Below are 26,898 nucleotides of genomic sequence, written 5' to 3'. Positions count from 1 at the left end.
CTTATCAACAATTTAGTTAACAGACTGTTTTTGGTAATCGTCTAAAATACTGATGATTTGCCGACAGCCCTTCTCAATTTCTTCTTCATTTATCGTCATTGGGGGAGAGACTCTCACTGCCTTGGACTCAAAAAGCAACCAGAAAAGTATCAGGCCTTTTCTGGCGGCGGTCAAGACCAATTCATTGGCAATCTGGGCATTTTGCATGATCAGTGCTAGCATTAATCCCTTGCCCCTTATTTCTTTGATCAAAGGATGTACCAAAAGCGAACGGAACAGTTTTTCTTTCTCAAGCGTTTGTACAATCAATTCACTCTCAGTGATTTCTTTCAATGTGGCCAAACAGGCTGCCGCAATGACAGGGTTGCCGCCAAAGGTGGTGATGTGCCCCAATTTTGGGTTGTCTTGTAGCGTGGCCATCATTTCTTTTGATGTGGTGAACGCACCTACCGGAAGCCCTGAGGCCATACCCTTGCCCATCACCAAAATATCAGGAGTGCAACCGAAATGTTCAAAGGCGAACAACTTTCCGGTACGACCAAAACCTGGTTGTATTTCATCCAATATCAAGAGCGCACCGACCTGATCACATCGTTGCCGTACTTTTTTCAAATAATTGTCTTTTGGGAGAATGAACCCTGCACCTCCCTGAATGGTCTCTAAAATGACCGCCGCGGTTTTTGGGGTAATGTGGTCTAAATCTTTCTCTTCGTTGAATTTGATGAACCGAACATCTGGAATCAACGGACGAAAAGCACTTTTTCGTTCCTCAAACCCCATGACACTCAAGCTGCCCATGGTGTTGCCATGATAGGCATGATGTGCTGCAATGATTTCTGAACGCCCAGTGACCCTACGTGCCAATTTCAATGCTCCCTCGATGGCCTCGGTACCCGAATTGACCAAATAGGTCGTTTCTAGATTGTCGGGTAATTGCGAGGCCAACAGTTTGGTATAGGCCACGGCAGGTCTTTGTACATACTCGCCATAGACCATCACATGCATGTATTGTTCAGACTGTTCTTGCACCGCCTTGACCACTTTGGGGTGACAGTGCCCCAGACCGCATGCTGAGACTCCCGCAACAAAGTCTAAATGGGCGTTGCCCTGTACATCATAGATATAGCTGCCACTGGCATGTGATATTTCAAGGGCCAGTGGGTGCGGGGTGGTCTGTGCTTGATATCTAAAGAAATCTTCTTTCATTGATTTGTTGCGCCTTTCAATAGCTGACGGATCATGGCCGATTGTTTACTTTTTTCAATTCTGGCCGTTTCGGTTCGGTCGCCTTCGAATTCGGATTTTGAGGATTGGAATCTGGTGGAGCTTCTGGCAAGCCACTTCTTTCCCGCTCTTCCGTATCTATATCAATAGGGTTTTCGATACCCCGAATCTTTACCAGCTCGATAGTATTGTCATCTTCGTCAAAAATTTCATCTTTAGAACGTATGCGTTCATCGCCCCGCCATATGAAACCTTTTAATATTCGGCTTTCTTCGGGAAGATCTTCCTCTGGGAAAATATTCCCGTCAGGATTGACAAAGAAAGTAATGTCTTCAATATCACTGTTTTTCATATGCAGTCGAATCTTGCTGCAAATAGTTTTGTTGATACCGATCATTTCGTCATCGTCATTGTACATATAATAAATGACCTCGGTATTCTTGACCAAGTCAACGATTTTCAGTTCGTTTTCGATGAACTTTCCAAAAAGGTCTTTACCCTTTGCTTGATTGTACCCTAATTGGCCAATGGTGTCAAAAGAAATGATAAAGGCATTTTCGATAACCTTAAGCGAATCAAGCTTATCGGTCTCCAAATCAGAGATCAGGTGAATGGTATCGCCGGTCATTTGGTTTTCAAGATTCCATAGAATAGGTCTTCCCAACATTTGTGTCACACCGGTTTTCTCTTCTGAGTGAATCGAATCGCACTTACCGCTCAGATCGGTCTTGTAAAACTTTGCGTTTCTGAAGGCCCTAAGAATTCGGGCTTCAGGTTTACCCGTGACCATCAGGGTGTCGCCATGTACATATAACGAGTCTTGGTCTTGTTCGACCAAACCTATAGATACAGCCCTTTTAGTGGCAAAAACTGAATCTTTGGCCTTGAAGACCTCCGCATAATGCGCTTTTATGACCCCTTTGTTAATGGTGTCGGTGACCTTGATATTATTGGTGGCCGAAGCAAATTCGGTGATTTTGTCAAAATATACGCTATCGCCCTCGATGATTCTATTGCTGTAATTGATTTTTGTATTCTTTACCCCGTAGCCTTGTTCAACCTTGGTATCATAAAAACCCCGCTCACAGTAGATTTTATAGTCTTCGCCAGTGATGGTAGAGGGGCCGTACATGTAAGCATTTTTAGAAATACGATAATAATCGAGCTGCTCAGAATCAATGATGTAATCAGGGTTGTCGATGTGTACGCTATCGCGGAACTGTACTTTCTTTATCTCCATGAAATACGTACCGATCTTACTGGTCAATACATTGACCGAGTCGACCACTTTTCCCCAAGTGTTATAAAATGACTGTTGCTGTTCACGGTTAAAGTAGAGCGTATCGGTGGTAAGGGTCATCTGCCCATCGGTAAGGTCAACATTTTCAAATGCGCGGGCCAGTTTGGTGTTGCCATCATAATCAAGCTTGCCACTGTTCATTTCGATGGAGTCGCCTTGTTGCAGCCGTACATTGCCAATCGCCCTTAATCGGTTTTCTGCGGAATAGAAAATGGCGATATCACACCAGAGGTCGGCCCCTTGGTGCTCAAACTGAACTTGGCGTTCATCGTCTTTGCTGAAAATCGATGCCCCTGGAAACTGTGTTTCATCTTTGGTGAAGTTGGCCCCATACACAATGTTGATCTCGCGACCTTGAACAGTATCTTGTCTTTGCGCATCTTGAGCTTGAAGACTTCCGATGAAGCACCATGTGATTAGATATGGAATGAGTCTATACAATCCCTAAAATTTGCCCCAAAACTAGTATTTTTTGGACGACCTGCTCAAAGATTGGGATAGATTTAATAAGTGGACAAAAACTTCAAAATTCCCGATACGTAGATTGTAAAAACTGGTTGGCTTCTTGTTCGGCGAACTTTGCGGCACTACGATCCCAATGCAAGGTCTTGTTCGGGAAGCGCCCAGCGATAACACCCAGCAAAATGGTTTCTGTCAATCGGGCGGCATATTCAAACGGAGCCGTACATTCATCCTTGCCCAGACAGGCATCTACGAACTGATGATAGTGCTTTGGACCCTCTGAAGCATAGTTTCTTATGGGTTTGCCCATATTATGTTCTTTTTCCAAAGCGGCAATTTCTTTTGAAATATCAATATATTCCCCATCCACTATCTTCATGGGTAGTTCCATAAAATGGGGCAATAGCAAACGCCCCTTTTCGCCAATGAACATAGCCCCTTGCTCGGGCAGTTTTCCTTTATCTGTCGCTTTGGTCTCCAAAGATATTTTGTCTTTGACACTTTGGTCACCTGAATCAGCTTGGTCTGAAGCTTCAGCTTCTGAACCTGGCAGTTTAAGGTCTTCATGCATTTCTGGTGCTCCCGGGCCATCATACCAAACCCATGTCAGCGTTTCCGTTGTGAAATCGGTACCTGGAAATTCATACGTGACAATATTTTTTTCGGGATACCCATAACCGTTGGGCTCTCGGCATTCATTGCGAATGGTCACCGGCACGTCCAAGGCAAGTGCGTTATAAGGGGTATCAAAAATATGCACGCCCATGTCGCCTAAGGTTCCACATCCATAGTCGACCAGTTTCCTCCAATTTCCAGGGTGGTACATCTCTTTTTTAAAAGACCTCTCATGTGAGGTGCCCAGCCAAAGGTTCCAATCCAAAGACTCGGGTACCGGATCACTGCCTTTTGGTTCTGGCCCATCATACCCCCAGTTTTTTGGCGACCAGGCCCTGACCGTATGTACTTTTCCGATGATTCCTGATTGAATCAAAAGGGTGGCCAGTTTGTAATCATAAAATGAATGTACCTGAATGCCCATTTGGGTGACCAGTCCTTTTTCTTCGGCCATTTTTTTCATGGCCCTTGCCTCAGAGACATAATGTGTCAATGGCTTTTGGCAATATACGGGCTTGTTCATTTTCATGGCCAACATCGAAGCGGGAGCATGGGTATGATCCGGGGTCGACACGATGACCGCATCTATTTCATTGGCCAACTCGTTCAACATTATTCTATAATCCGAAAAGGTTTTGGCACTAGGATGTTTTGCATGGGCAGTGGCCAAATTTTTTGAATCGACATCACAAAGTGCGACAACATCTACTTGGGGATGTGAGGAAATATCCCGTAAATCTTCGGCACCCATGTTGCCCACACCTATATGCGCGGTTCGCAAACGGTCATTCGGACCCATATTTTTTAGGATGGATGGCACCAAGGCTACGCCTACAGCACCAAGGCCACTTTTTTTCACAAATTCTCTTCGGGAAGTAGTAGTCACCATTGTCGTCTGATTTCAAAGCCATCAAATCTAAGGATAAAATTGATATCAAGCATTGTGTGGGCAGCGTATCATGCAGTATTAATGAAAGATTAGCGATAAATGGTCTGCAACCTATCTGGCCCGACAGAAACTATCTTGATGGGAATGTTCAGTTCTTTTTCCAAAAATGCAATGTAATCGTTCAGCGCAGGGGGCAGTTCCCCAGCTTTTGTAAGTTTTGTCAAATCTTTTGCCCAGCCTTTCAGTTCGGTATAGAGAGGTATGACATTCTCACCTTCTATATTGTAGGGCAAATGTTGAATGGTCTTGCCTTTGTACTGATAAGCAGTACAGACTTTAATGGTCTCAAAGCCACTCAAGACATCGGCCTTCATCATCATCAGTTCTGTGACCCCATTGATCTGTACGGTATATTTGAGTGCCACCAGATCAAGCCAGCCACAGCGCCTGGGACGACCGGTAGTAGCTCCAAATTCATTGCCCACGCGCCCCATCGTCTCACCGTCTTTGTCAAACAGCTCTGTTGGAAAAGGACCGCTGCCCACCCGAGTGGTATAGGCCTTGAAAATTCCGAGTACCTTTCCTATTTTTCCCGGGGCCACGCCCAGTCCTGTGCAAGCACCTGCCGCTGTGGTGTTTGAAGAGGTAACGTAAGGATAAGTACCAAAATCGATATCGAGCAGTGAACCCTGTGCACCTTCGGCCAATATCTTTTTATCTTCAGCCATAGCTGAGAAAATATATTGTTCACTATCGATGAATTGTAGTTTTTTTAGGGTTTTGATACCCTCTAAAAACTCCTCTTCAAGCTCTTTAAGATCGTACTGGATATCTACATTGTAAAAATCGATCATGGCCTCATGCTTGTTGGCAAGGGCACGATATTTCTTCTTCCAGTTTGAAAACTCGAGATCGCCGACCCTCATGCCATTTCGGCCTGTTTTGTCCATATAGGTGGGGCCAATGCCTTTCAGGGTCGATCCGATTTTTGCTTTTCCTTTTGCAGTTTCAGAAGCGGCATCCAACAATCGATGGGTAGGCAGTATCAGATGTGCTTTTCTTGAAATCAAAAGTTTAGAGACGATATCAATATCAAACTTGTCAAGATTATCGAGTTCTTTCTTGAATATTACCGGATCGATGACCACGCCATTGCCTACAATGTTCATGGCATTTTCATGAAAAATTCCGGAAGGGATGGTGTGCAACACGTGCTTGATACCGTCGAACTCCAATGTATGTCCGGCATTGGGGCCACCTTGAAAACGGGCGATGATATCATAGTTTTTGGTCAGAACATCAACGATTTTTCCTTTTCCTTCGTCCCCCCATTGAAGGCCGAGCAATAAATCTACCATGAAATATGTGGGTTATTTGGTTAGGTTTTCTTCTTCTTTATTTCGGGTTCCGTAAAAATATAGGGAGTGGTTGTTAATTTCGATATCAAAAACCTCTTCTATGGTCTTTTTGATAGATTGTATGCGTGGATCGCAGAACTCGATGACCTCGCCCGTATCGGTCAAGATAACATGGTCGTGCTGTCGGTCAAAATATGATTTTTCGTACTGTGCCTGGTTTTTTCCGAATTGGTGTTTTCGAACCAGTTTGCATTCGAGCAACAGCTCAATGGTATTGTAGAGCGTGGCACGGCTTACGCGATAGTTCTTGGTCTTCATTTTGATGTAGAGCGATTCAACATCAAAGTGATCGTCGCTATTGTATATTTCTTGCAAAATGGCATAGCGCTCGGGCGTTTTCCTATGGCCGTTCTCTTCAAGAAAAGTCGTGAAAACGTTCTTTACAATTTCTTGGTTTTTAGCGTTTCCCATCTGATTTTTTCTGCTTGTGGCAAAGTTACGGCGAAAAATTAAATTCTGGTGACCTTGTCGATGCCCTCAATCTGTTTTAGGTTGGCCACCAATCTTTTAAGTATAGAGTTATTCTTGACCACCACTGTGATTCTGCCCGAAAAGGTTCCGCCATCGGTACCAAAGTTCAAGTTGCGCATGTTTACATTTAGGTCATCTGAAATGACTTTGGTGATTTCGTTGACCAGGCCGAGGTTATCAATGCCCATTAACTGTATGTCGACCGTATATTCTTCTTGTGAAGAATCTATCCATTTGGCGCTGATGATACGATAGGCATAGTTTGATTGCAAGGAAATGGCATTCGGACAATTCTTCTTGTGCACTTTAATGCCGTCATTCACGCTCACAAATCCGAAGACTTCATCTCCGGGAATAGGGTTACAACATTTTGACAATTTGTAATTCAAGCGCTCTTCTTCACTACCGAAGACCAATAAATCATATTTAGAGGTGAGCTCATCTTTATCGACATCTTCAGGTATGGGTGTCTTGCGTATTTTGTTTTTGAAAAAGTTAAGGAACGAATTACTGTACGATGAGGCAAAATCTTTTATTTTCTGATTGTCGATCGAACCGATGCCCACGCGATAAAAAAGATCTAAACTGGTCTTCAATTTAAAATAGACCACCATCTTGTTGATTACATCTTCATTGAGCGTGACTTTCTGTGATTTGAGTTTTCTTCTTAAGATTTCTTTGCCCTCTTCGGCGATTTTCTTTTTTTCTTCTTTTAGGGACGACCGAATTTTAGATCTGGCCCGTGCCGTATTGGCATAATTCAACCAGTTTTGTGTGGGCTTGGCCGATTCTGAGGTGATGATCTCTACCTGATCACCACTGTTCAGTTCGGTATTTAACGGAACCAACTTGCCGTTGACCCGGGCCCCACGTGTTTTCATGCCGACTTCGGTGTGGATGCTAAAGGCAAAATCAAGGGGTGTGGCACCTTTTGGCAGTGATTTCAGTTCGCCTTTTGGGGTGAAAACAAAAATTTCTTTTGAATAGAGGTTCAATTTGAACTCTTCCACAAAATCTACTGCATTACCATTGGAAGTTTCAAGGGCTTCTTGCAATCTGTTCAGCCAGACCTCTATGCCCTGCTCTTTTTGATCGCCATGCTTGTACTTGAAATGGGCGGCATATCCCTTTTCAGCAATTTCATGCATGCGTTCACTGCGTATCTGTACCTCGACCCATTTGCCAATCGGCCCCATGACCGTGATGTGCAATGCCTCATAACCTGTTGATTTGGGTGAGGTGATCCAATCGCGTAACCGAATGGGATTAGGGGTAAAATGGTCGGTGACGATCGAATAGATTTTCCAGGCGAGAAACTTTTCGTTCTGTCGATCAGATTTGTAGATAATGCGGATGGCAAATTTGTCATATATCTCATCAAAAGACACGTTTTGTGTCTTCATCTTTCTTCTGATCGAGAAGGTCGATTTCATTCGACCCTTGATCTCATAATTCAGACCTTCTTTGTCAAGGGAGTTTTTGATGATTTTTGAGAAGTTGTCGATGTAGGCCTGCTGTTCTTCCTCTGTCTGCTCGATTTTACTTTGTATGTCTTGATACACCTCGGGTTCGGTATATTTGAGGCTGAGGTCTTCCAAAGCGGTCTTGATGTTGTATAACCCGATTCTGTGGGCCAATGGGGCATATATGTACAAGGTCTCTGAGGCCATTTTGACCTGTTTGTCCTCAGGCATGGCATCGAGGGTGAGCATATTGTGGTAGCGGTCGGCGATTTTGATGATAATGACCCGAACATCATCGTGCAATGTCAATAGCATCTTTCTGAAGTTCTCGGCCTGCTGACTTATATCTTTGTCTTTTTTTAGATGCGCGATTTTGGTCAGTCCGTCGACAATTCGAGCAATGGTCTCGCCGAACATGCGTTCGATATCGTCAAGGGTATAAGGGGTGTCTTCGACCACATCGTGAAGTAGGGCAGAAGCGATCGAAACTGCATCGAGCCCGATTTCTGAGGCCACGATTTTAGCTACCGCTATGGGATGAAAGATATAGGCCTCACCAGATTTTCGCCGTTGGTCTTTGTGGGCGTCAACGGCCACGTCAAAGGCAGAGCGTATCATTTTCTTGTCTTTCGCAGACAAGGTCTGATAGCTGATGCGCAACAACTCTTTGTATTGCTTCGCAATCTCTTTGTTCTCTTTTTCTATGGCCGCCTTTGTCATCGTATATTAAAATTACGGCAAACTTTAAACTATACCAACAAAAATTATGCCCTTAGGTTGCGGATACGTTCTTTTAACGGAGGGTGCGAATAGTGTACAAAAACATAAGCGGAATGCGGATTTAGGTTGCTCAAATTGTTCTTTGAGAGCTTTTTCAAAGAGGTTACCAACGGATTTGCCGCATAGGTGTTTTTGGCATAATCATCGGCCTGAAACTCAAATTTTCGAGAGAGATGGTTCATGATCAATCCGGTGAGCTGCGAAATCGGACTGTACAGCAAAGCAAATCCAATAAATGCCGCATGATAACTGGGCAGTGAAACCCCAATGGCAAATGACATTTCAGGGGTATTGATGAAAATCGAGAGAATGTACAGGGTGAGTCCTGTCAATGTGACAGAAGACAAAAGGTTGTAGATGATATGGTTTCGTTTGTAGTGCCCCACTTCATGGGCAAGAACGGCCACTATTTCATCTTCGTTCAAATCATGAATAAGGGTGTCGTAGAGTGTCACCCGTTTTTCTTTGCCCAATCCGCTAAAGTAGGCATTTGCCTTGGTAGAGCGTTTTGAACCATCAATGACGAATATGTTCTTAAGCTCGAAACCCACCTTTCGGGCATAGTTTTCAATGGAATTTTTTAAGCTCCCATCTTCCAATGGGGTTTGTTTGTTGAACAAGGGAACGATCAACCTACTGTAGAAAAGGTTGATGAACAGCATGAAAACTGAAATAAGCCCCCAGGCATAAAGCCAAAACCCATCACCTGTTTTCTCGATGAACCAAATGACCAAGGCCAATAACGGGCCACCGATTATAGCGGTCAGTACCCAGCCTTTCAGCAAATCGATAAAAAACAATTTTCGGGTGGTTTTATTGAAGCCAAACCGTTCTTCAATTACAAAGGTGTTGTAATAACTGAATGGAATGGAAATCAGGCTGTTGGCCAAAAAAATGATGCCGAAGAACAGTAGTGCCATGAGTATGGGACCATTTGCGATAGCCCTTACCAATTGATCGACCCACTCGAAACCGCCTAAAAGTAAAAAAAGCAAGGTGGCGATCAATGCAAAAGTATCACTGATCAGGCCAAAACGATAGTTCACCTTTTTGTAGGCTTGCGCTTTTGTGTATTCTTCTTGGTCAAAGACATCGTTCAGTTCAAGGGGTATGGGTTCGTCAAACTTTTTGGCGTTGAGATATTCGAGCAAGAATTCGATAAGAAATTGCACCACCAAAATGGCGATGATGGCCCAGAAGAGGAAACTTTTGTCCATAAAAATTAAAATCCGCGCTGTCGCTTTGCCTCAAAGATAAGTATTGCGGCAGATACCGACACGTTCATGGAATCTATCTCACCCTGCATCGGAATTATTAGGTTTTGATCAGCACTTTCAAGCCATGTTTGCGTCAGTCCTGTAGATTCTGCCCCCACCACAATGGCCGAGGGGGGCACGAAATCAACGGTCGCATAGTGTTTTGAGGCTGTCAGTGCCGCACAATACATGTTGATACCATTTACTTTTAGAAAATGGATGATCTCTTCTGAAGTGCCCACGCCCACTTGGGTCGTAAACACACAGCCAATACTAGAGCGGATGACATTGGGGTTGTAGAGATCTGATTGTGGATTCGCGACCAGTACCGCATCTATGTTCGCTGCATCGGCGGTTCGCAATAAGGCACCCAGATTGCCTGGCTTCTCAGGACTTTCGGCCACCAAAATCAAAGGATTTTTAGATTGAAAACGTATGGTTGACAGACCATGTTCCTTTACCTTGGCAATGGCCATTATGCCCTGTGTGCTGCCCCTATAGGCCAGCTTTTCATACACCTGTTTCGACAGTCGGGTACTAAGATGCTTAGATAGTTCAATATCTAAATCTTCTTCAGAAACAATCTCCGGACAAATCAACAACATGTCGATTTCATACCCCCCCTTGAGCGCCAGTTGTAGCTCGCGCCGCCCTTCAATGACAAATCGCTTTTCTTTTTTTCGAGACCTTGATTTTTGCTTCAGTGATAAAACCTGTCTGACCAAGGGGTTTTGGGGGCTTGTAATGACTTTTTGCTCTGGCATGACCCAAAAATAAGGGAAACTGTAAACATTCAACTATCTTGGCGACAAACCACAAAACAATTGACGAACCATGAAACAATTCTCCTTTCTTTTGGTATTGGCCCTTTTTTTGGCCTGCGGTGAACAGCCCAAAAAGAATGATAAAACAGAATCGGAAACTACCGTTGAGGTCGTCGAAGCGGTGAACGACTATCCGGAAGCGTTGCACAAGATTTTCAATGCCCACGGTGGAATCGATCTCTGGAAAAGACAGCGGACCCTTACTTTTGAAAGGCCTATGCCAGAAGCACCGGAAACCCATACCATCGATTTATACACCCGAAAAGACCGTATCGATACGCCCAAGTTTTCGATGGGGCATGATGGCCGACAGACTTGGCTGCTTGATGGTGACAGTGCGTACAAGGGCAATGCCGATTTCTATCATAACCTGATGTTCTATTTCTATGCCATGCCGTTTGTCATGGCCGACGATGGCATCAACTATGGCGAGACGACCCCCCTTGAATTTGAGGGCAAGACATATCCTGGTATTGCCATTACCTATAATGACGGGGTAGGTACCTCGCCCAAAGATGAATACTATATCCACTATGATGCCGATACCCATCAAATGGCCTGGTTAGGCTACACGGTGACCTATCGCACGGGTGAAGATTCCAATGATATCAGATGGTTAAGATATGAATGGGGCGTCTTTAACGGCATTACCTTGCCTCAATCGATTTCATGGTACAATTATGAAGGTCGTGATATCAAAGATTTGCGCACCAAGATAGTTTTTGAAAACACTGAGATTTCAGAAAACCGGAAACCGACGGGCTTTTATGGGAAACCCGAGGGGGCCGTCTATGTGGCTTCCAACAAACAATGACGGGTTTCGTGTGGACCTGGGCGAGGTCGAAGGTAGATCGAATGACAACTAGTGATGACTAAATATTATCACCGGTTATTTTTCACTCGATTTCAAATTCACCCAATACGGGTAATGCTTTATTCTGAAAGTCAAATAATGCTTGATTTTCCCAAGGCGAGGCATCGGTGGCTTGAGAACCCTTCCAGGCAATTAGTTCGGCACCCCAATAGCAGAACCCAATGCCATTTTTTACTTCTTTGGCCAGCGTTTTGATTTTTTTGATGAAGTGGCGCTGACCTTCGACCGATGCCGGATAATCGGGCAAAATCAACTGGTCATCCAAACCAACTATATTGTTTGTCCAATCATTCCAATCAAGGGTAAAGGGATAGGCGGTCTCTGCGATTAAAATTTCCTTATCATGGGCCTCACTTAAAGACCGCATTTTGGTTTTGAGGCTTTCCAAAGATTTTCCATGCCAAATCGGATAATAAGATAGGCCTATGATATCATAATCAATAGTGGTCATTTGGTTGAAAAACCAATCAGAATTTTCAATACCGGCGAAATGGATGATGATTTTGGCAGTATCTGAATTTGCCCTCGTTGCGGCAACCCCTGAATGTAATAGTTCTTTAAATTGCTGGTAGTTGTTTGTGATATGACCGTACGGATGGAGAAATCCGGTATTGATTTCATTGCCGATTTGAACGTAGCTTGGGCTTATTTCATGTACTACTTTTTCGGTATAGTTGTAGACGCTGTCTTTTAAAGAAGCAAAACTGATGCCTTCCCATTCTGATGGCACATTTTGCTGGCCGGGATCGGCCCATGTATCGGAATAATGAAGGGTCAGCCAAATCTTGAATCCATGCGATTTTAGTGTTTGGGAAAACTGTTTTACTTCGTCAAAGCCAGAATGTTCGGTACTTGGGTTTACCCAGATTCTCAATCTGACCGTATTTATTCCGTTTTCTTTTAGGATGTTTAAAAAATCGCTCCGATTTCCCTCTTGGTCATAAAATATTGGATTTGAACGCGATATTTCAGGATACCTTGAAATATCGACGGCAGAAATGAATTCAGATTTTGTGTTTTCTGGGGTCGTAATAGTTTCATCACCCTTGTCACAAGAAATTACAACGAAAAAAAATAGCACTATTCGAATTGTTCTGTTCATCCCCATAACTACTGGCAACGGTAAAGTATATGCAAAGTAGGCAATTGTGTGTCTCAAACATATCAAACCAGAAAAACTTTTAAATGAACCACAGCTTTTGAAGTACTACTGTCATATCGATGTTTGCATATATGTCATCAACGGCCGGCATTGTGTTTCGAGAGAATTGAATATGATTTTATGGCCATTTATTATTTGAATCATTTTTCAGGGCACTCATTTTGTTTGTACGCTTTTTCCAACTTGCTTTTGATCAGTTCTTTTTCACATTCCTTGTTCGCAAACTCAATGGCTTTGTCTAGGTATTCTATTTCTTTGTCAATAGTATTGTTCATATGATAAAGTTCAGCTAACAAACAGAAATAGTGGTGGTTATCTTTTAATTCCAATTCATGTGCTTCTTGAATGGCCTTATCAATTGAACTCGCCCGAGCAAGGGCATATACCCGGTTCATAGCTATGACAGGTGAATATTCTATGGTGAGTAATTTATCGTACAACTGTACTATATTATACCACTTTTCTTTGGTTTCTTTTGTATGCCAATAAGCAATTGCAGCTTCAAGATGATACTTGGTGACAACATTTCCTGTTGCTGAACGGTTAAGATATTTTTTCCCTTTTTGGATTAGGTCTTTGTTCCATTGTCTTTTATCCTGTTCACGATACAAAAGATTACCGCCTTGTCCTGAGGTCCTTGCGTCCAGTCTAGAAGCATGGAAACACATTAAGGCCATAAGGGCATATATTTTTGGCTTCGGAAAGATGTTTTGCCCTGACAGGAAAAGACCGAGTCGCATGGCTTCCCAGCATATTTCATGTCGGATGTTTTTTTCATTGACACTGCTGTAATATCCTTCATTGAATAGCAGGTAGATGACCCTTAGCACATTATCAAGTCTAGAAACATATTGGTTCGGTGTGAGATTTATTTCAATTTGCTTACGTTCTTTGATCAGTTTTTTTGCCCTATATATTCTTTTATTGATTGTTTCCTTATTTGACAAAAGTGCCCTGGCAATCTCTTCAATGGTAAAACCACATAAAATTCTTAAAGCAATACAAAGCTGGGATTCTCTATTGAGTTCAGGGTCACAGAGCACAAAAATCATCTGAAGCTGACTATCTTCGATTATTTTGTCGGTAATCTCAATACGGTTGATTTGTTGCTTTTCAGCACCTATTTCAGGAACGATTTTTTCCTCATAGATTTTTTTTCTTCTGTAGTGCTCGTACAATAAATTCTGTGCCACTTTTCTGAGCCAGGCTTTTGGGAATTTGGGGACGCCCTTATGGGACCATGCTTTCATGGCCCTGAGAAACGTATCTGATACAATGTCTTCGGCCAGTTGTAGGTCGGTCAATCCGTAATAATTGCAGAGTACAGCAACCAAGTTGCTGTACTCAGACTTAAATATCCCAGAAAGTTGCCTATTGTCCATACTGTATTTTACAGCCAAATGGAATATTACATTCCATCAAAAATCATGATGTCCCTAACTTCTACTTTTCCGCCACTGCTTAATACGGGGCAACCATTGCCAAGTTGGATGGCTTCTTCAATAGAATCTGCCGAGACGATAATGAAACCTCCCACGATTTCCTTGATTTCTGCATACGGACCATCCGTAATGGATCCATCTGAATGCATGGTTTTTCCCTCAAAGCCCAGCGCTTCTCCCGGATTTTGGAGTTTGCCCTGTGCCTCGATTTTTTCCATCCAATCTTGCCATGCTTTGACTTCGTCCTGTATTTGATCGGGAGTAGGGTTAAAATCGGGATCGGGTTCGCTGTGGAACAGCATCATAAAATTTTTCATGTCTTTTGTTTTAAATGAATGTATACTAAAGGTTCATCTACATAATGATTGAAAACTTGGAAATTGGACAACAATTTAATTTTTTGTCTTTGACCGAACAACTATGATTCGATATGGCTACCACTATTTTGTTGCCTTCTTGCCACCAAAGGTGAGTTCATGCCATTTCTGTTGTTTTACTCTATATGTGATAGGTCTTCTCCGAGATTTCTATTCTGATTGAGTGCTTCGATGGCGGCCATTTCCTCTTCGGTCAATTCAAAGTCGAATATTTCATAATTCTGAAGGATTCTTTTCTGCGTTACCGATTTAGGAATAACGGCAACGCCTCTCTGCACAAGCCATCTCAAAGTGATTTGAACAGCAGATTTTTGATGTGCTTCACCAATAGCCATCAATTGGGGGATTTCGAGTACTTGCCCCATCATAATGGGTCTCCACGCTTCTACTTGAATTTTATGGGCATTTGCAAATTTTAGCAATTCGTTTTGACTTAAGTGCGGGTGCATTTCAACTTGATTGACTGCGGGAACTATACCGGAATGCTCCATCAGATCTTCTAGTTGTGCCATGTTGAAATTACATACCCCAATTGCTTTTGCCTTGCCGCTGGAATAAATTCGTTCCATGGCCCTATATGTTTCTTTGTATTTAGATTTAACTGGCCAATGAATCAAGTATAGGTCGACATAATCTGTTTGCAATTGTTTTAAACTTTGTTCAAAGGCAAATAGGGTTTTATCATATCCTTGTTCTGTGTTCCAGACCTTGGTTGCAAGAAATATGTTCTTTCTAGGCACCTCACTTTGCCTTATGGCCCATCCGACTCCTTTTTCATTTTGGTAGGCTGAGGCAGTATCTATTTTTCTGTATCCCGATTTGAGAGCCGTGATTACCGCATTTTCAACTTCACCGTCATTTTTTGCGAAAAGAACCCCTAGACCTATGGATGGCATTTTCAACCCATTGTTGAGCGTGAAAACTATTTCATTGTTAGATGGCATATTGATGTTTATCTTGATAATGGCGTATAATGACTTGGTTATGGGCAATAGTACCCGAAAGAGTACTATTGTTTATGGGTTTTGTTGGCATTACGTAAAGTATGCTTTTACTGATAGAAATGCCCCAAGAAACAGTATGAACAACAAAAGAATGTTGGTAGCTGCATTTTTCTTGAGTTGTGGAGTTTTGGGAAAGAACATTCGAATTGAACCAGACAGTACCAATAACCAACCGATCAAGGTGATTGCCAACTCCCAATTCAATGTCCATAAGTTGTGGATTCGAACGATAATTATTCCCAAGGTCAGCAGTAGAAGTCCATTTAAGTAGACCACAGTTGGATGTACATCTTTCCAAATTTTAAAATTGAGATGTTCAGATATGGCCAAGATCATTAAAATGGGTCCGATTATCCCAGCTATTGTTAAAGAGAGCTCCATGTATCGTTTTAGGTTATTGCCAACGGTCTCGTATAACCATCAGTTACGGGTTTATATGTTTTGCTTTCCGGTCTAGAACTACGGTTAAACGTTGTCGGCTGTTGTTATTTTTTTCAGAAAATCTAACTGTTTGGAAAAAACTTCCGGAGGCTCTTTAATTACAGCATCTACAATTTGATTAATGTATTCTTTAAATTCTGGTGTGAAACCGCCGGCAGGATTATTATTCCACCAATCTCTGGTGCCAGGGCATCGAATCCACCACTGTACGCCTTCATTCCATGCATTCCATAGTTCATCGTCTATATGCCCTCTTTTCCATTTTCTAAATCCTAATTCAAGTTGAACAAATAGGTAATAAAGATAACTGGTAAACCTAAAGTATTCTTTGGTTTTTAATCTGGAAGAGCTTGATAGCCCAGCTGCAATTATTTGTGACAATTCACTTTCTGTTGCCAATAATTTGATGAAATCGGCGCGTTCTTTGGTAATTTTATCCATCGATTCTTTAATGGATTGTTTTCGGGTTTGTCTTATTTCAATTCCCAAATGGACAAGAGAAATAACAACTGCTATCGCAGCAATTATCTCAGCGATAAAATAAGTGCTTACTGTTTCCATTTTAGTTGATAATCTAATTACGGCCAACGGTCTCCTACATGATTTGTGGTTACGTTCGAAACCTAGCCGTTGATGGTTTATTGGTTGAAGTTAACGAAAAGCAGCTATAAATTATAGCCCATGTTGGGCGCAGTTTTTTCCGCCCGGGCTATAAGTCATTCAGCAACTGTTGATTTCAAGAGAAGTCTATTTGGGCAAACTTGCTCAAAAGTCCTTTTTCGGGTTTACTCTCTCAACTAAAATAGCATTAAAACGGAGGTCGAATTCCTCAGTTCCGCTTTCAATTTTTGTTGAACGTACAAAATCCTCAATTTCTCTCCCGAGTTCAGTTTTGTCAAAGGTCAATAGACTGTCTAGATAATATTTTCCAATTACACTTCGTACACCGGATCTAACTATCGCCTTTGCTATCTGCTGGTTATTCTGATTATTTCACGATTCGATGATACCAGATAGCAATTGGTCTGTTGCTATTTCTTTCCGTTGGCTTTTTTATTTTTTAGTCTGAACCCAAAAACAGGTAGCTCTCCTTGCATAAAATCTAAATCATCTGACCTTTTGAACCCAAGCCCTTCATACATTCCCCAAGCGATTTTCATCGCCTTTGTTGTATGAATAATGATTTGTTCTGAGTCAGATTTTTTTCCTCTGCTTATACATTCAACAGTTAGCTCTTTTCCTAAGCTTAGACCCCTAAATTTAGGATCTACGGCTAAAAGTCTGAACCCGCAAGCGTTTTTTTCTTTTGTGGCGGTTCCGCCAGAACCATAATCTTTCATGTCTTTAAAATACACGACCGCACCGCCTACGTCTCCTTGTTTTGAAACCGCGACTATAAGCTCAATATTTGGGTTTTCTGTTAGATTTCCAACATTCTCAAGCATTTCATAGTATTTCGGTTGCTCTTTGATATTGGGGAAGCCTTCTAATGAAGAATAGACCTGGACCATAAGTTTACCAATCTCTTCAAATTCTTCTTGTTTGGCATTTCTCAATGTAAAACCATAGTAGTTCTTAAGAACATTTTTCTTAAATGATTTTTTGCTTAAATCGTTATTTACTTTTTCTAAGGATTGAAGAAAGTTATTTCCTTCAATGTCAAAAAGACTTTTTAGTTCTGAGGAAAATGATTCCCAAATGGACTCTAATTTAGGCTTTAGAGCTTCGCCTTTGGCTGTCAATTTGAACAGTTTGGATCTTTTGTCGTCTGGGTTCACTTTGATTTCTGCCAAATCTTCTTTCTCAAGTTCTTTCGCTACATTTTTAACGGTAATTCTTGAATAAGAAATTCTATCGGTAATCTCCATTACGCTCAATTGTCTGCTGCTGTAAGCAATGGTATGATAAATTGGAAACCAACTTGATTTAAAGTTTAAGCCAATTGAATGGTACACATCGTCACCTTCAAATTGCAGCTTTTCGTAAACTCGTCTCATTTGTGAGCCAATGGAGAGGTAGCCCAAATCTTTTAATTTGTCGTCCACTTTTTATGATTTATGAAACATATTTCACAAATATATGAAATTACTTTCATAAATTAAGGTTCCCAGCTTGAAGATAGCGGTGTTGGCTATAATCCCTGCCTTTCGGCTGACAGGTCGTCGTGAAATCATTTATGGCATTATTTTCCTTTTAAAGGTAACCGGCCGCGGGCATATTTCACCATCTTGGTTCAAAAACCGTATTTGCGATCATAGCCGATCAGCAATCCGACCACGGCATTATAGCTTTCGATGCCCTTTTCTTGGTTATTGACCTTTAAAAAAGCATTGAAAGCGGATTTGAAAATGGGCTCGAACGGATTTTGATAGGCCTGCCAAAAAGAAACCAACTCTTGATAGTTTTTTCTGACCCCTTTATTCAGACTTCCATAAAGTTCATCGAAGGTTTCAGGATCGGTAACTGATAGTTCTGAAAGGCAATAGGCTAGGGCATGGGTACATGAAGCATATTGAAAATAGGAATCTTCATTTCTAGAGGTGACCAAAAACCCGATAAAATTGGTGGCATCTTCTGCAGAGTAGCCGATTTGGTGACCTACTTCATGACCACTGATGGACGGTAGTCGAAAAAGGGGTACTTTGGCATTGACCTGTGCCTCATTGGTAAATGGGTTCAGATACCCACCATACCCCATATAGGTCAAGGGTATGCTATAAATGGATGATTTGAGACTACGGGTCTTATATTCCAATAATGGATGCTCTTTTTTGATTTGTTGATAGCCCAAATAGGTCTTATTGTAGATTTCTCCTGTCGAATAGGGAACCGAAACCGATTGGGTACTGTCTTTCGTAATCTGCATGTGGAGTGAATTTGCTCTTTGAACGAGTTTGTCGCTGATCGCTTCCAGTGCGGCGGGCGTATAATCTGTGGTAATGCCCAATTTTTCCTCAATCGGAATCCGATAGTAGTTAAGGCCCCACAAGAGGTGAAAAGCAAAATAGACTATCGAAAATACCGTGAAAACATTCCGAAGAAAAAGGAGAGGTTTTTTTAAGATGGATTTCCAATGGAGATAGAGATATCGAATGGCCATGATGGCTAAAGCCGTGTACAGCAGATCCCCAAAAGAAAAAGGAATCCACCCGAACAACATCCGCAGAAAACGTGAAATAAGCGGATAGATTCCTTCACTGTAATACTTTTCGACCCAATCGGGATGCCCTGCCAGCCACTTCACCAATAGAATTTGGGGCAGTAGGGCCAAGGCGATTCCATTTTTAAGTTTAGGGCTCACATTTATTGGGCAATATCGGTGATCTCTAAATCAAAAACCAATGTTGAACCACCGGGTATGGGGCCATAATCACGGTCACCGGTACCCAGATGGGGAGGTAAAAATAATCGCACCTTATCCCCGACCTTCATAGTGAGCATTCCTTCCCTAAAACCAGGGAACAATTGTGCTTCAGGACTATATAGCATCGGGGTAGGTCGGTACCCTCCTTGGTCTCTTAGCCTTAGGTTTACCTTTTCGAATTTTTCGGCAACTTCCAACAAATTAGAATCAAAAAGTTCACCATCAGCCATTAACCAGCCCGCATAGTTGACCAATACTTTTTGACCGATTTTGGGCTGCTCTCCAGAACCTTCCTTCAACTTCAAGATTTTTAATCCTGAATCTGTGGTCTCTGCATTTTCTATCTGGGATTGAAAATCAAAAACCAAATCCTCCTTACGTTTTTTCATCGCGGCAATGGCTTCTTCTTCCTCGGCGAAATAATCGGCCATGACCTGAATGGCGTCAAACTTTTTGGCGTTCCTTCCGTTACGAATGATCTCTACCTTTTTCATCACCACATCGACCTCAGGTTTGTCTTGAACCACTGTCTTTGTGTTTGCGATTGAATCGACCACCTCAATACCTTTTATCACCTCGCCGAAAACGGTATGCTTGCCATCAAGCCAGGGGGTTGCCTTGTGGGTAATGAAAAACTGGCTTCCGTTGGTTTTAGGGCCAGAATTTGCCATGGACAAAAGTCCTTTTTTGGCATGCTTCAAGGTATCTACAAACTCGTCCTTGAACTTGTAGCCGGGGTTGCCCCTTCCCGTTCCCTCGGGGTCGCCTCCTTGGATCATGAAATCTTTTATGACCCGGTGAAAGACAAGTCCGTCGTAATACTTTTTCTCTTTGTACCTGTCATCGACAAAAGGGCTATTGCCCTCGGCCAATGATACAAAGTTGGCCACGGTCACAGGAGTTGCCTCATGGTACAGTTTTACTACAATTTCTCCTTTGCTGGTCTGTATATCGGCAAAAATGCCATCACCCAAATCAGCATATTTACTTGACTTGCATGCCGTAAAGAACACTGTTAGGGTCAATAGATAAAGAAATCGGTTCTTCATTCGTGTTTATTTGTTTTGATTAATACTACTTTGTTGTTTCTTGATTTCATGTATTTCAATCGTTGACCGTATTGGGGTCAAGGGTGCGATTTTGTTGTTGTCGCCATGATAGCCATAACCTAGTGAAGAGGGAAAAAGAAAAGCCGCCCTTTCACCTTCCTTCAATAGTTTTACGGCATACCTTAGTCCAGGAAAAAGTTGCTGCTTGTCTACAATGTAGGGCACCAGACCAATTTCTTCTTCGGTATAAATGGTATCATTGGCCATGGTCACTATATTGTATGACAACAGAAGCCCATCTTCGGGCCGGGGTAGGTAGGTGGCGGTATCATTCTTTTTTTGGTATTGGAACCAAAAGCCAGAAGCACTTTGGTGATAATCGTTGGCCGTATCTTTTTCGATAATACGTCTGATGAGCGCTTCTTCTTGAGCAAGTATTTTTTTGTTTCGCTCGACCGTTTCGGTAAAAAAACTACCAGATTTCACTTTGACCGGACGCCTAGGTTCTGGCTGTTTGCATGATGTTATCGCCAATAATAGAACGAGAGTGATCATTGACCGTTTCATACAGCAAGTTTTTTTTGGTATTGGGGCAGAAGACCGGTAAACTTTTCAACGGTCTCATTCATAGAGATATTGCTTTTGCCACCTGCAGCATTGGTGTGCCCCCCACCATTGAAATGCTCTCTTGCGAATTCATTTACCGAAAAATCTCCTGTAGACCTAAACGATATTTTAATAATACCCTCGTCTTTGTTTTCGATAAAGATTGCCGCAAATTTTATGTTCTCAATGGTCAGGCCATAATTCACAAAACCCTCGGTATCTCCTTTTTTAAAAGCATGCATATCCAATTCAGCCTGTGTCAAGGTGATGTAAGCGGTATGGTATTGCCCAATGATGACCATGTTTTTTAGTGCAAGCCCCAGTAAACGCAAACGGTTTGCAGAATTGGTATCGAAAACCTTTTGGTGTATCTGCATATTATCGGCCCCCTTATCGATGAGGTCGGCCACCACACGGTGTGTTCGGCTTGTAGTGCTTGAAAACTTGAACGAACCCGTATCGGTCATGATACCTGCATATAAACAAGAGGCAATTTCTTTTGAAATCGTATCACTTTCACCCAAATACTCGATGAAATTATACACCATTTCACAGGTAGAGCTCATGGCGACATCTGAGTAGGTAACCGTAGCATAATCAGCGGGTTGTTGGTGATGGTCGATCATCACAAAATCAACAGATGAGTTTTTCAGAATAGGCTCAAGCTGGCCGGTTCTCGAAAAATCGTTGAAATCCAATGTAAAAATAAGATCGGCTTTTTCAAGAGCGGTAACGGCCTGGGCATTTTCTTTTTCAAAATTGAGTATTTCATCATTGCCGGGCATCCACTTCAAGAATTTTGGATAATCGTTGGGCACGATGACCTTTACGTTGAATTCTTTCTGTTTCAAAAAATGGAAGAGGCCCAAACTCGACCCAATGGCATCACCATCAGGGTTTTTGTGGGGTACAATGACAATGTTAAGGGCTTTGGAAAGTAGCGACCTTACGGTCGAAATATCCGCTTCGTTCATGGGCGCAAAGATACAATAATATAACATTGACGGTTTGGGGCAATGAAGTATTTTTGAAATGAAAACCACTTCGCATGAACCGATTTTTGACATCACTTGTTATGGCCCTTGTGTTGTTGGGCTGCAAATCGACCAAGAAATCAACAGATACCCCTTTGGTCACCCCCAAAAAGAAAAGTCAATCACAATTTGTTATCGCCTTCGGGTCTTGCAATAAGCATGATTTGGCCAATCGGTTTTGGGATGATATAGTAAAGATGAAACCTGATGTTTGGATTTGGGGCGGAGACAATATCTATGCCGACACCGATGATATGGCCAAATTACGAGCGATGTATACCCTACAAGAGAAGGTGGACCACTATGCCGAACTTTCGAAAAATGTTGAGGTTATCGGCACTTGGGATGACCACGACTATGGACTAAATGATGGAGGGGCCGATTTTTCGGAACGGGATGGTAGCCAACAGGCCTTTCTAGATTTCATGGGGGTGCCCAATGATAGTCCGCGACGAGATAGGAAAGGTATCTATACAACACATAGGTATACGGTCGGTAATAGATCCATCAAAATTTTGGTTTTGGATACCCGTTTTTTCAGAACGGGCTTGACCAAAGATCTCGATCCGAACAAGAGGTACCGACCCAATGATTATGGAGAGGGTACCCTGTTGGGCAAAGCCCAATGGCAATGGCTTGAAAGTGAATTGGCACGATCAAGGGCAGATTTCAATGTCATTGTCAGCAGCATTCAATTTTTGTCGAGTGAGCACACCTTTGAAAAGTGGGCAAATTTTCCGCATGAGGTAGATAGAATGAAAAAGCTTATTGTCGAATCTGGTGCCAAGGGCGTCATTTTTCTTTCAGGTGACCGCCATATCTCAGAATTTTCAAAAATGGATATGGATGGGCTGCCCTATCCTTTGATCGATTTCACCAGTAGTGGACTGACACATTCGTACACCAATTTTTCTGGAGAGCCGAATACATATCGGGTGGGTGAGGTGGTTGCAACGACCAGTTTTGGTTTGGTCATACTTGATTTAGAGGCCCATACGGCTTTTTTTCAGATGATGGATGAAAAAGATGTGGTGTTACAGGCGATCATGCAGCAATACTGACCTTGTGGGTTGGCTTAAAAAGCGTACTTTTGCGCAAAATTTTTAAAATGTCAGGAAACCGGACCTTTACCATGATAAAGCCAGATGCCGTTGAGAACGGCTACATTGGTGCCATCTTAGAAAAAATAACGGCTGCAGGCTTTAAAATCGTAGCCATGAAATATACGCAGCTAAGCAAAAGGGATGCCAGGGAATTCTATGCCATTCACAGAGAACGTCCATTCTTTGGTGAACTGGTCGATTTTATGACCCGGGGGCCTATAATTGCCGCGATTCTTGAAAAAGATAATGCCGTTGATGATTTCAGGGCGCTGATCGGTGCTACCAACCCACAGCAAGCCGCTGAGGGCACCATTCGAAAGCTATACGCCACTGATATTGCAGAAAATGCGATACATGGTGCCGACAGTGATGAAAATGCGGCTATAGAGGGCGCTTTTCACTTTTCAGGAAGGGAAATTTTTTAGTCAAATAATCGGAATATAAAATTGAAGCCACTTTAAAAGTGGCTTTTTTTATCGTAGCACCAGTTTTTTGACGATTTCTTTCCCCAATTCTTCATTGAGCATCGCGATGATCTTTGACTTGCCCAAGCTAAGCTCTTGTCTGAGCACAGAAGAAGAAAGGGAAACGTACAAGGTGTCGTTTATCAAATCGACCGAAGTGGTATAGTTGTTCACCCCATTGCCCATAAGACTTGTCCATGCATTGCGAACATCGACTTTGTTCATGCCCTTTTGCAGTTTGTTCTCAACGATGAATTCTTTCAGGGCATCTGCAAGACTTAAATGTTCGTTTTGTCGTTTTGCCATCATTCTGTGATATTCAACGCTTCATAGCGTTTATATGTATAGATTAGGTTCGCTTCATTGGCCACTGAGAAACCGTTTTCTGAAATCGCTACCAATGTTTCTTGCCATTCGCTCAAGCCGGTGTCATAATTGAGAATATACCCTTTTGAGGTGGGTTCGATCGTAAAAAATTCAGCATCATCAGTGGTTTCAAAACTCCCATCCAATTTTGGATACACTTTTTTTCTGAACCCTTTCTTATCATCGAGTTCAATATAGTCAAGGGTCAAGCTTGATCGGTATTCTTTGGTGCTTCCATCAGAAAACACGACTTTTTCAATTTCCCAATACCCGTTGAGCAGTGTAAGCTCGCTTTCGGAAACCGATGAACCACATCCGAACAAAAAGAGCAACCCGATCCACCAAAACCTTCCCATTTTACAAGTTAAATATTTTATAGCGTTGGTGAATTTTTTTAACGACCTTTTCAGTACGTTCGGCATGGGTGTCACTGATAAAGATTTGGCCAAAATCATCGTTGTCGACCAGACCCACAATTTTGGCCACACGATGTTCGTCAAGCTTGTCAAAAATATCATCCAATAAAAGAATGGGTGTGGTGCCGGCCTGCTGTTTGATGAAATAAAACTGCGCTAGTTTCAAGGCGATCAAAAATGACTTTTGCTGGCCTTGGCTGCCAAACTTTTTTATGGGGTGGCCCTTGATACAGAAAGCCAAATCGTCTTTGTGTATGCCGGCACTGGAATATTGAAGGGCACGGTCTTTCTCTAAGGCTTCTTTTAAAAGGGGCAATAGGTCATTCTCAAAAAGTTGACTTTCATAGGTCAAAGAAATGTCCTCCTCTTTATTGGCAATGGCCAGATATTGTTGCTGAAAAATAGGGATGAAGCTTTCTAAAAATTGCTTCCTTTTCTTGAATATTTCTTGCCCCAATAGCGATAGTTGTTCGTCATAAATTGAAAGTGCCCTATCATCAAAAGTGCGGTTGAGGGCAAAATATTTCAACAGCGCATTGCGCTGGGCCAGTACCTTGTTGTACTTGATAAGGGATTGCAAATACCCTTTGTCAGATTGCGAAATGACCCCATCGACAAATTTACGGCGTGTGTCACTTCCCTCTATGATCAGGTCACGGTCAGCGGGCGAGATAATGACCAGTGGCAAAAAACCGATATGGTCTGAGAACTTTTCATAGGGTTTACCGTTTCGCTTGATGACTTTTTTTTGTCCTTTTTTAAAGCTACAGACCACTTTTTCTTCTCTTTGATTTTTTTTGAACAACCCCTCAATGACGAAAAAATCTTGGCCATGCTTGATGTTTTGGGTCGAAACGGGGTTGAAATAACTCTTTCCGAATGATAGATGGTAAATAGCGTCCAAGATATTGGTCTTTCCCACACCATTTTCACCCACCAAACAGTTGATGGTCGGTTCAAATTCAAAATCGATCGAAGAAAAATTTTTGTAATTAACTAAGGATAAATGCTTTAAAAACATAAAGATGGTTCTCGAAAAGTAGGCATCGTTATCATGCCCGTACCGATAAGGCGTTCAAAAATAAAGAATATTTGCCTTTAGGTTTTGGATAAAAACTTTATTTTTGCGCGATAATTGAATGAAGGATGGCGACATACAAAAAGCGGGGCTATAAACCTAAAGATAAGCGAGAAGAAGCCGCATTGGAACAGCAAGAGAGTACTACGGCAGAAGTATTTTCAACGTTGGATCAAAGTGCCTCGAAGACCGAGGCCTGGGTCTCGAAAAACCAGAATTACATTCTTGGGGGCATCATTGCCATAGCACTTGGTGTTCTTGGCTATCTGGCCTATGGAAGGTTCATTCAAGAGCCCAAAGAGGCCACTGCTTCGAACGAACTATACTATCCACAACGGTATTTTGACCAGGCATTGGCCGATGAGGCCACCAAAGATTCTTTATTGACTTTGGCCCTGAACGGTGCCGAGGGGAAATATGGCTTTTTGGATATCATTGAGGAATATAGTGGCACAAAAGCTGCCAATTTGGCCCAATACTCTGCAGGGATGGCCTACCTTCAAAAGCAACAGTATGACGAGGCAATCAAATATTTAGAAGATTTCACCTCTGATGATGATATTTTGGGTGCCATGGCAAAGGGGGCGATTGGCGATGCTTTCTCTCAATTGAACCAACCGGAAGAGGCACTTGAATACTATGAAAAGGCCCTTGGTCATAGTACCAATGACTTTACGACCCCCAAGTTTCTCAATAAGGCGGGTATCATAGCTTTGGAGCAGGGACAAAAAGACAAAGCATTATCCTATTTTGTGCGCATAAGGGATGAGTTTCCCAATTCACAAGAGGTGACCAATATCGATGTGTTTATCGGATTGGCCGAAAACTAGATTCCATGGCCACTGAGGGCAAAAATCTTTCTTCCTATAACAAAGACGAGCTTCATGATGCTTCTGAATTGCGTATAGGCCTTGTGGTCTCAGAATGGAATGGTGAGATCACGGAAGCCTTGTACCAAGGTGCCCGTGAAACGCTCATTGATTGTGGGGTTCTTGAGATAAACATCATTCGATGGAATGTTCCCGGTAGTTTCGAACTTACTTTTGGCTGCAAGAAGATGTTACGGTCACAACAAGTCGACGCCATTATAGCCATTGGCAGTGTAATTCGTGGCGAGACAAGTCATTTTGATTTTGTGTGCCAGGGGGTGAGTCAAGGCATAAAAGATTTGAACGTTCAATTCGATAAACCCACTATTTTCTGTGTACTGACCGATGATACCGAACAACAAGCGATTGACAGGAGCGGTGGCAAACATGGCAATAAAGGTGCTGAAGCCGCGATTGCGGCCATCAAAATGGCAACTTTGGGGCAGTAGTCAGAACGGTCAATAGTATCTATCAACCATAATTCAGTACCCTAAGATCCGATTCCGGACTGTTAACATTTTTTGGCAGAACACGGTCTTTGCATCCT

The 26,898-nt window shown here is 42.4% G+C and carries 27 protein-coding genes; 5 read left to right on the top strand and 22 right to left on the bottom strand.

The genetic code is table 11. From position 1 onward, the window contains the following. Positions 1-12 precede the first annotated feature (12 nt). The 8 genes from L0P89_RS01560 to L0P89_RS01525 form a co-directional block, all read right to left on the bottom strand. The gene (locus L0P89_RS01560) at positions 13-1,206 is read right to left on the bottom strand and encodes an aspartate aminotransferase family protein (RefSeq protein WP_235266654.1); all 1,194 of its coding nucleotides are present in this window, start codon (positions 1,204-1,206) and stop codon (positions 13-15) included. A 31-nt stretch (positions 1,207-1,237) separates the two neighbouring features. Next, positions 1,238-2,926: an OstA-like protein gene (locus L0P89_RS01555; RefSeq protein WP_235267974.1), complete on the bottom strand. Its 1,689-nt coding sequence runs from the start codon at positions 2,924-2,926 to the stop codon at positions 1,238-1,240. A gap of 121 nt (positions 2,927-3,047) precedes the next feature. Next, a complete protein-coding gene (locus L0P89_RS01550) occupies positions 3,048-4,490 on the bottom strand; it encodes a Gfo/Idh/MocA family protein (RefSeq protein ID WP_235266653.1) in 1,443 nt (480 codons plus the stop codon). Between the two features lie 89 nt (positions 4,491-4,579). After that, positions 4,580-5,848 carry an adenylosuccinate synthase gene (locus L0P89_RS01545; RefSeq protein ID WP_235266652.1) on the bottom strand — a complete coding sequence of 423 codons (1,269 nt, stop codon included), beginning with the start codon at positions 5,846-5,848 and terminating at the stop codon, positions 4,580-4,582. Between the two features lie 12 nt (positions 5,849-5,860). After that, positions 5,861-6,319, bottom strand: a complete 459-nt coding sequence (locus L0P89_RS01540; protein ID WP_235266651.1) for a Fur family transcriptional regulator — start codon at positions 6,317-6,319, stop codon at positions 5,861-5,863. A gap of 38 nt (positions 6,320-6,357) precedes the next feature. Next, positions 6,358-8,562 (bottom strand): RelA/SpoT family protein, encoded by a 2,205-nt coding sequence (locus L0P89_RS01535; protein WP_235266650.1) that lies wholly within the window; start codon positions 8,560-8,562, stop codon positions 6,358-6,360. Positions 8,563-8,606: 44 nt separating this feature from the next. Beyond that, entirely contained in the window at positions 8,607-9,839 is a 1,233-nt protein-coding gene (locus tag L0P89_RS01530; protein ID WP_235266649.1) for a M48 family metallopeptidase, read from the bottom strand. A 5-nt stretch (positions 9,840-9,844) separates the two neighbouring features. Continuing rightward, positions 9,845-10,642 carry a TrmH family RNA methyltransferase gene (locus L0P89_RS01525; RefSeq protein ID WP_235266648.1) on the bottom strand — a complete coding sequence of 266 codons (798 nt, stop codon included), beginning with the start codon at positions 10,640-10,642 and terminating at the stop codon, positions 9,845-9,847. 70 nt (positions 10,643-10,712) lie between these two features. On the opposite strand from L0P89_RS01525, the gene L0P89_RS01520 reads away from it, so the two are divergent. Then, a complete protein-coding gene (locus L0P89_RS01520; protein WP_235266647.1) occupies positions 10,713-11,516 on the top strand; it encodes a DUF6503 family protein in 804 nt (267 codons plus the stop codon). An 82-nt stretch (positions 11,517-11,598) separates the two neighbouring features. Here L0P89_RS01520 and L0P89_RS01515 read toward each other — a convergent pair whose 3' ends face one another. The 11 genes from L0P89_RS01515 to L0P89_RS01465 form a co-directional block, all read right to left on the bottom strand. Beyond that, positions 11,599-12,657, bottom strand: coding sequence for a glycosyl hydrolase 53 family protein (locus L0P89_RS01515; protein WP_235266646.1), 1,059 nt, complete (start codon positions 12,655-12,657; stop codon positions 11,599-11,601). A gap of 221 nt (positions 12,658-12,878) precedes the next feature. Beyond that, a complete protein-coding gene (locus tag L0P89_RS01510; protein WP_235266645.1) occupies positions 12,879-14,120 on the bottom strand; it encodes an RNA polymerase sigma factor in 1,242 nt (413 codons plus the stop codon). Between the two features lie 26 nt (positions 14,121-14,146). Next, complete coding sequence (locus L0P89_RS01505; RefSeq protein ID WP_235266644.1) at positions 14,147-14,497, bottom strand: YciI family protein; 351 nt, start codon at positions 14,495-14,497, stop codon at positions 14,147-14,149. Between the two features lie 176 nt (positions 14,498-14,673). Next, the gene (locus L0P89_RS01500) at positions 14,674-15,501 is read right to left on the bottom strand and encodes an aldo/keto reductase (protein ID WP_235266643.1); all 828 of its coding nucleotides are present in this window, start codon (positions 15,499-15,501) and stop codon (positions 14,674-14,676) included. 90 nt (positions 15,502-15,591) lie between these two features. Further along, on the bottom strand, positions 15,592-15,942 hold the full coding sequence (locus L0P89_RS01495) for a hypothetical protein (RefSeq protein WP_235266642.1): 351 nt from the start codon (positions 15,940-15,942) through the stop codon (positions 15,592-15,594). A gap of 84 nt (positions 15,943-16,026) precedes the next feature. Beyond that, the gene (locus tag L0P89_RS01490; RefSeq protein WP_235266641.1) at positions 16,027-16,563 is read right to left on the bottom strand and encodes a hypothetical protein; all 537 of its coding nucleotides are present in this window, start codon (positions 16,561-16,563) and stop codon (positions 16,027-16,029) included. Positions 16,564-17,033: 470 nt separating this feature from the next. Next, the gene (locus L0P89_RS01485) at positions 17,034-18,047 is read right to left on the bottom strand and encodes a GNAT family N-acetyltransferase (protein ID WP_235266640.1); all 1,014 of its coding nucleotides are present in this window, start codon (positions 18,045-18,047) and stop codon (positions 17,034-17,036) included. A 188-nt stretch (positions 18,048-18,235) separates the two neighbouring features. Further along, positions 18,236-19,303 carry a DUF3810 domain-containing protein gene (locus L0P89_RS01480; RefSeq protein ID WP_235266639.1) on the bottom strand — a complete coding sequence of 356 codons (1,068 nt, stop codon included), beginning with the start codon at positions 19,301-19,303 and terminating at the stop codon, positions 18,236-18,238. Between the two features lie 2 nt (positions 19,304-19,305). Beyond that, complete coding sequence (locus L0P89_RS01475) at positions 19,306-20,415, bottom strand: peptidylprolyl isomerase (protein WP_235266638.1); 1,110 nt, start codon at positions 20,413-20,415, stop codon at positions 19,306-19,308. A 6-nt stretch (positions 20,416-20,421) separates the two neighbouring features. Next, on the bottom strand, positions 20,422-20,982 hold the full coding sequence (gene gldI, locus L0P89_RS01470; RefSeq protein WP_235266637.1) for a gliding motility-associated peptidyl-prolyl isomerase GldI: 561 nt from the start codon (positions 20,980-20,982) through the stop codon (positions 20,422-20,424). Continuing rightward, on the bottom strand, positions 20,979-21,995 hold the full coding sequence (locus tag L0P89_RS01465) for a DHH family phosphoesterase (protein ID WP_235267973.1): 1,017 nt from the start codon (positions 21,993-21,995) through the stop codon (positions 20,979-20,981). The genes gldI and L0P89_RS01465 overlap by 4 nt, the downstream gene beginning before the upstream one ends. Before the next feature lie 74 nt (positions 21,996-22,069). Between L0P89_RS01465 and L0P89_RS01460 the strand changes: the two genes are divergently transcribed. Both L0P89_RS01460 and L0P89_RS01455 read left to right on the top strand, forming a co-directional pair. After that, positions 22,070-23,116, top strand: coding sequence for an alkaline phosphatase D family protein (locus tag L0P89_RS01460; RefSeq protein WP_235266636.1), 1,047 nt, complete (start codon positions 22,070-22,072; stop codon positions 23,114-23,116). Between the two features lie 47 nt (positions 23,117-23,163). After that, entirely contained in the window at positions 23,164-23,583 is a 420-nt protein-coding gene (locus L0P89_RS01455; RefSeq protein WP_235266635.1) for a nucleoside-diphosphate kinase, read from the top strand. 48 nt (positions 23,584-23,631) lie between these two features. Here L0P89_RS01455 and L0P89_RS01450 read toward each other — a convergent pair whose 3' ends face one another. From L0P89_RS01450 to recF, 3 genes are read right to left on the bottom strand one after another with little or no spacing between them, the layout of a single operon-like run. Then, positions 23,632-23,928 carry a DUF721 domain-containing protein gene (locus tag L0P89_RS01450; RefSeq protein ID WP_235267972.1) on the bottom strand — a complete coding sequence of 99 codons (297 nt, stop codon included), beginning with the start codon at positions 23,926-23,928 and terminating at the stop codon, positions 23,632-23,634. Then, positions 23,928-24,344, bottom strand: a complete 417-nt coding sequence (locus tag L0P89_RS01445) for a hypothetical protein (protein WP_235266634.1) — start codon at positions 24,342-24,344, stop codon at positions 23,928-23,930. The genes L0P89_RS01450 and L0P89_RS01445 overlap by 1 nt, the downstream gene beginning before the upstream one ends. 1 nt (position 24,345) lies before the next feature. Continuing rightward, entirely contained in the window at positions 24,346-25,425 is a 1,080-nt protein-coding gene (gene recF, locus L0P89_RS01440; RefSeq protein WP_235266633.1) for a DNA replication/repair protein RecF, read from the bottom strand. Between the two features lie 125 nt (positions 25,426-25,550). Between recF and L0P89_RS01435 the strand changes: the two genes are divergently transcribed. Both L0P89_RS01435 and ribH read left to right on the top strand, forming a co-directional pair. After that, positions 25,551-26,312: a tetratricopeptide repeat protein gene (locus L0P89_RS01435; RefSeq protein ID WP_235266632.1), complete on the top strand. Its 762-nt coding sequence runs from the start codon at positions 25,551-25,553 to the stop codon at positions 26,310-26,312. 5 nt (positions 26,313-26,317) lie between these two features. After that, on the top strand, positions 26,318-26,800 hold the full coding sequence (gene ribH, locus L0P89_RS01430) for a 6,7-dimethyl-8-ribityllumazine synthase (protein ID WP_235266631.1): 483 nt from the start codon (positions 26,318-26,320) through the stop codon (positions 26,798-26,800). Positions 26,801-26,898 lie beyond the last annotated feature (98 nt).

It is taken from the genome of Muricauda sp. SCSIO 65647, assembly GCF_021534965.1.
Classification (GTDB): domain Bacteria; phylum Bacteroidota; class Bacteroidia; order Flavobacteriales; family Flavobacteriaceae; genus Flagellimonas_A.
The sequence above is the reverse complement of the archived record's forward strand: the minus strand, read 5'-3'. Positions and strand labels throughout refer to the sequence as shown.

Excerpts from the sequence above, each read along its gene's own strand:
- L0P89_RS01540 (WP_235266651.1), bottom strand. The coding sequence starts at position 6,319 with ATGGGAAACGCTAAAAACCAAGAAATTGTAAAGAACGTTTTCACGACT.
- L0P89_RS01460 (WP_235266636.1), top strand. The coding sequence starts at position 22,070 with ATGAACCGATTTTTGACATCACTTGTTATGGCCCTTGTGTTGTTGGGC.
- L0P89_RS01495 (WP_235266642.1), bottom strand. The coding sequence starts at position 15,942 with ATGGAGCTCTCTTTAACAATAGCTGGGATAATCGGACCCATTTTAATG.
- gldI (WP_235266637.1), bottom strand. The coding sequence starts at position 20,982 with ATGAAACGGTCAATGATCACTCTCGTTCTATTATTGGCGATAACATCA.
- L0P89_RS01445 (WP_235266634.1), bottom strand. The coding sequence starts at position 24,344 with ATGGGAAGGTTTTGGTGGATCGGGTTGCTCTTTTTGTTCGGATGTGGT.
- L0P89_RS01560 (WP_235266654.1), bottom strand. The coding sequence starts at position 1,206 with ATGAAAGAAGATTTCTTTAGATATCAAGCACAGACCACCCCGCACCCA.
- L0P89_RS01500 (WP_235266643.1), bottom strand. The coding sequence starts at position 15,501 with ATGCCATCTAACAATGAAATAGTTTTCACGCTCAACAATGGGTTGAAA.
- ribH (WP_235266631.1), top strand. The coding sequence starts at position 26,318 with ATGGCCACTGAGGGCAAAAATCTTTCTTCCTATAACAAAGACGAGCTT.
- recF (WP_235266633.1), bottom strand. The coding sequence starts at position 25,425 with ATGTTTTTAAAGCATTTATCCTTAGTTAATTACAAAAATTTTTCTTCG.
- L0P89_RS01520 (WP_235266647.1), top strand. The coding sequence starts at position 10,713 with ATGAAACAATTCTCCTTTCTTTTGGTATTGGCCCTTTTTTTGGCCTGC.
- L0P89_RS01490 (WP_235266641.1), bottom strand. The coding sequence starts at position 16,563 with ATGGAAACAGTAAGCACTTATTTTATCGCTGAGATAATTGCTGCGATA.
- L0P89_RS01505 (WP_235266644.1), bottom strand. The coding sequence starts at position 14,497 with ATGAAAAATTTTATGATGCTGTTCCACAGCGAACCCGATCCCGATTTT.
- L0P89_RS01435 (WP_235266632.1), top strand. The coding sequence starts at position 25,551 with ATGGCGACATACAAAAAGCGGGGCTATAAACCTAAAGATAAGCGAGAA.
- L0P89_RS01475 (WP_235266638.1), bottom strand. The coding sequence starts at position 20,415 with ATGAAGAACCGATTTCTTTATCTATTGACCCTAACAGTGTTCTTTACG.
- L0P89_RS01455 (WP_235266635.1), top strand. The coding sequence starts at position 23,164 with ATGTCAGGAAACCGGACCTTTACCATGATAAAGCCAGATGCCGTTGAG.
- L0P89_RS01535 (WP_235266650.1), bottom strand. The coding sequence starts at position 8,562 with ATGACAAAGGCGGCCATAGAAAAAGAGAACAAAGAGATTGCGAAGCAA.
- L0P89_RS01530 (WP_235266649.1), bottom strand. The coding sequence starts at position 9,839 with ATGGACAAAAGTTTCCTCTTCTGGGCCATCATCGCCATTTTGGTGGTG.
- L0P89_RS01525 (WP_235266648.1), bottom strand. The coding sequence starts at position 10,642 with ATGCCAGAGCAAAAAGTCATTACAAGCCCCCAAAACCCCTTGGTCAGA.
- L0P89_RS01510 (WP_235266645.1), bottom strand. The coding sequence starts at position 14,120 with ATGGACAATAGGCAACTTTCTGGGATATTTAAGTCTGAGTACAGCAAC.
- L0P89_RS01450 (WP_235267972.1), bottom strand. The coding sequence starts at position 23,928 with ATGGCAAAACGACAAAACGAACATTTAAGTCTTGCAGATGCCCTGAAA.
- L0P89_RS01550 (WP_235266653.1), bottom strand. The coding sequence starts at position 4,490 with ATGGTGACTACTACTTCCCGAAGAGAATTTGTGAAAAAAAGTGGCCTT.
- L0P89_RS01545 (WP_235266652.1), bottom strand. The coding sequence starts at position 5,848 with ATGGTAGATTTATTGCTCGGCCTTCAATGGGGGGACGAAGGAAAAGGA.
- L0P89_RS01465 (WP_235267973.1), bottom strand. The coding sequence starts at position 21,995 with ATGAACGAAGCGGATATTTCGACCGTAAGGTCGCTACTTTCCAAAGCC.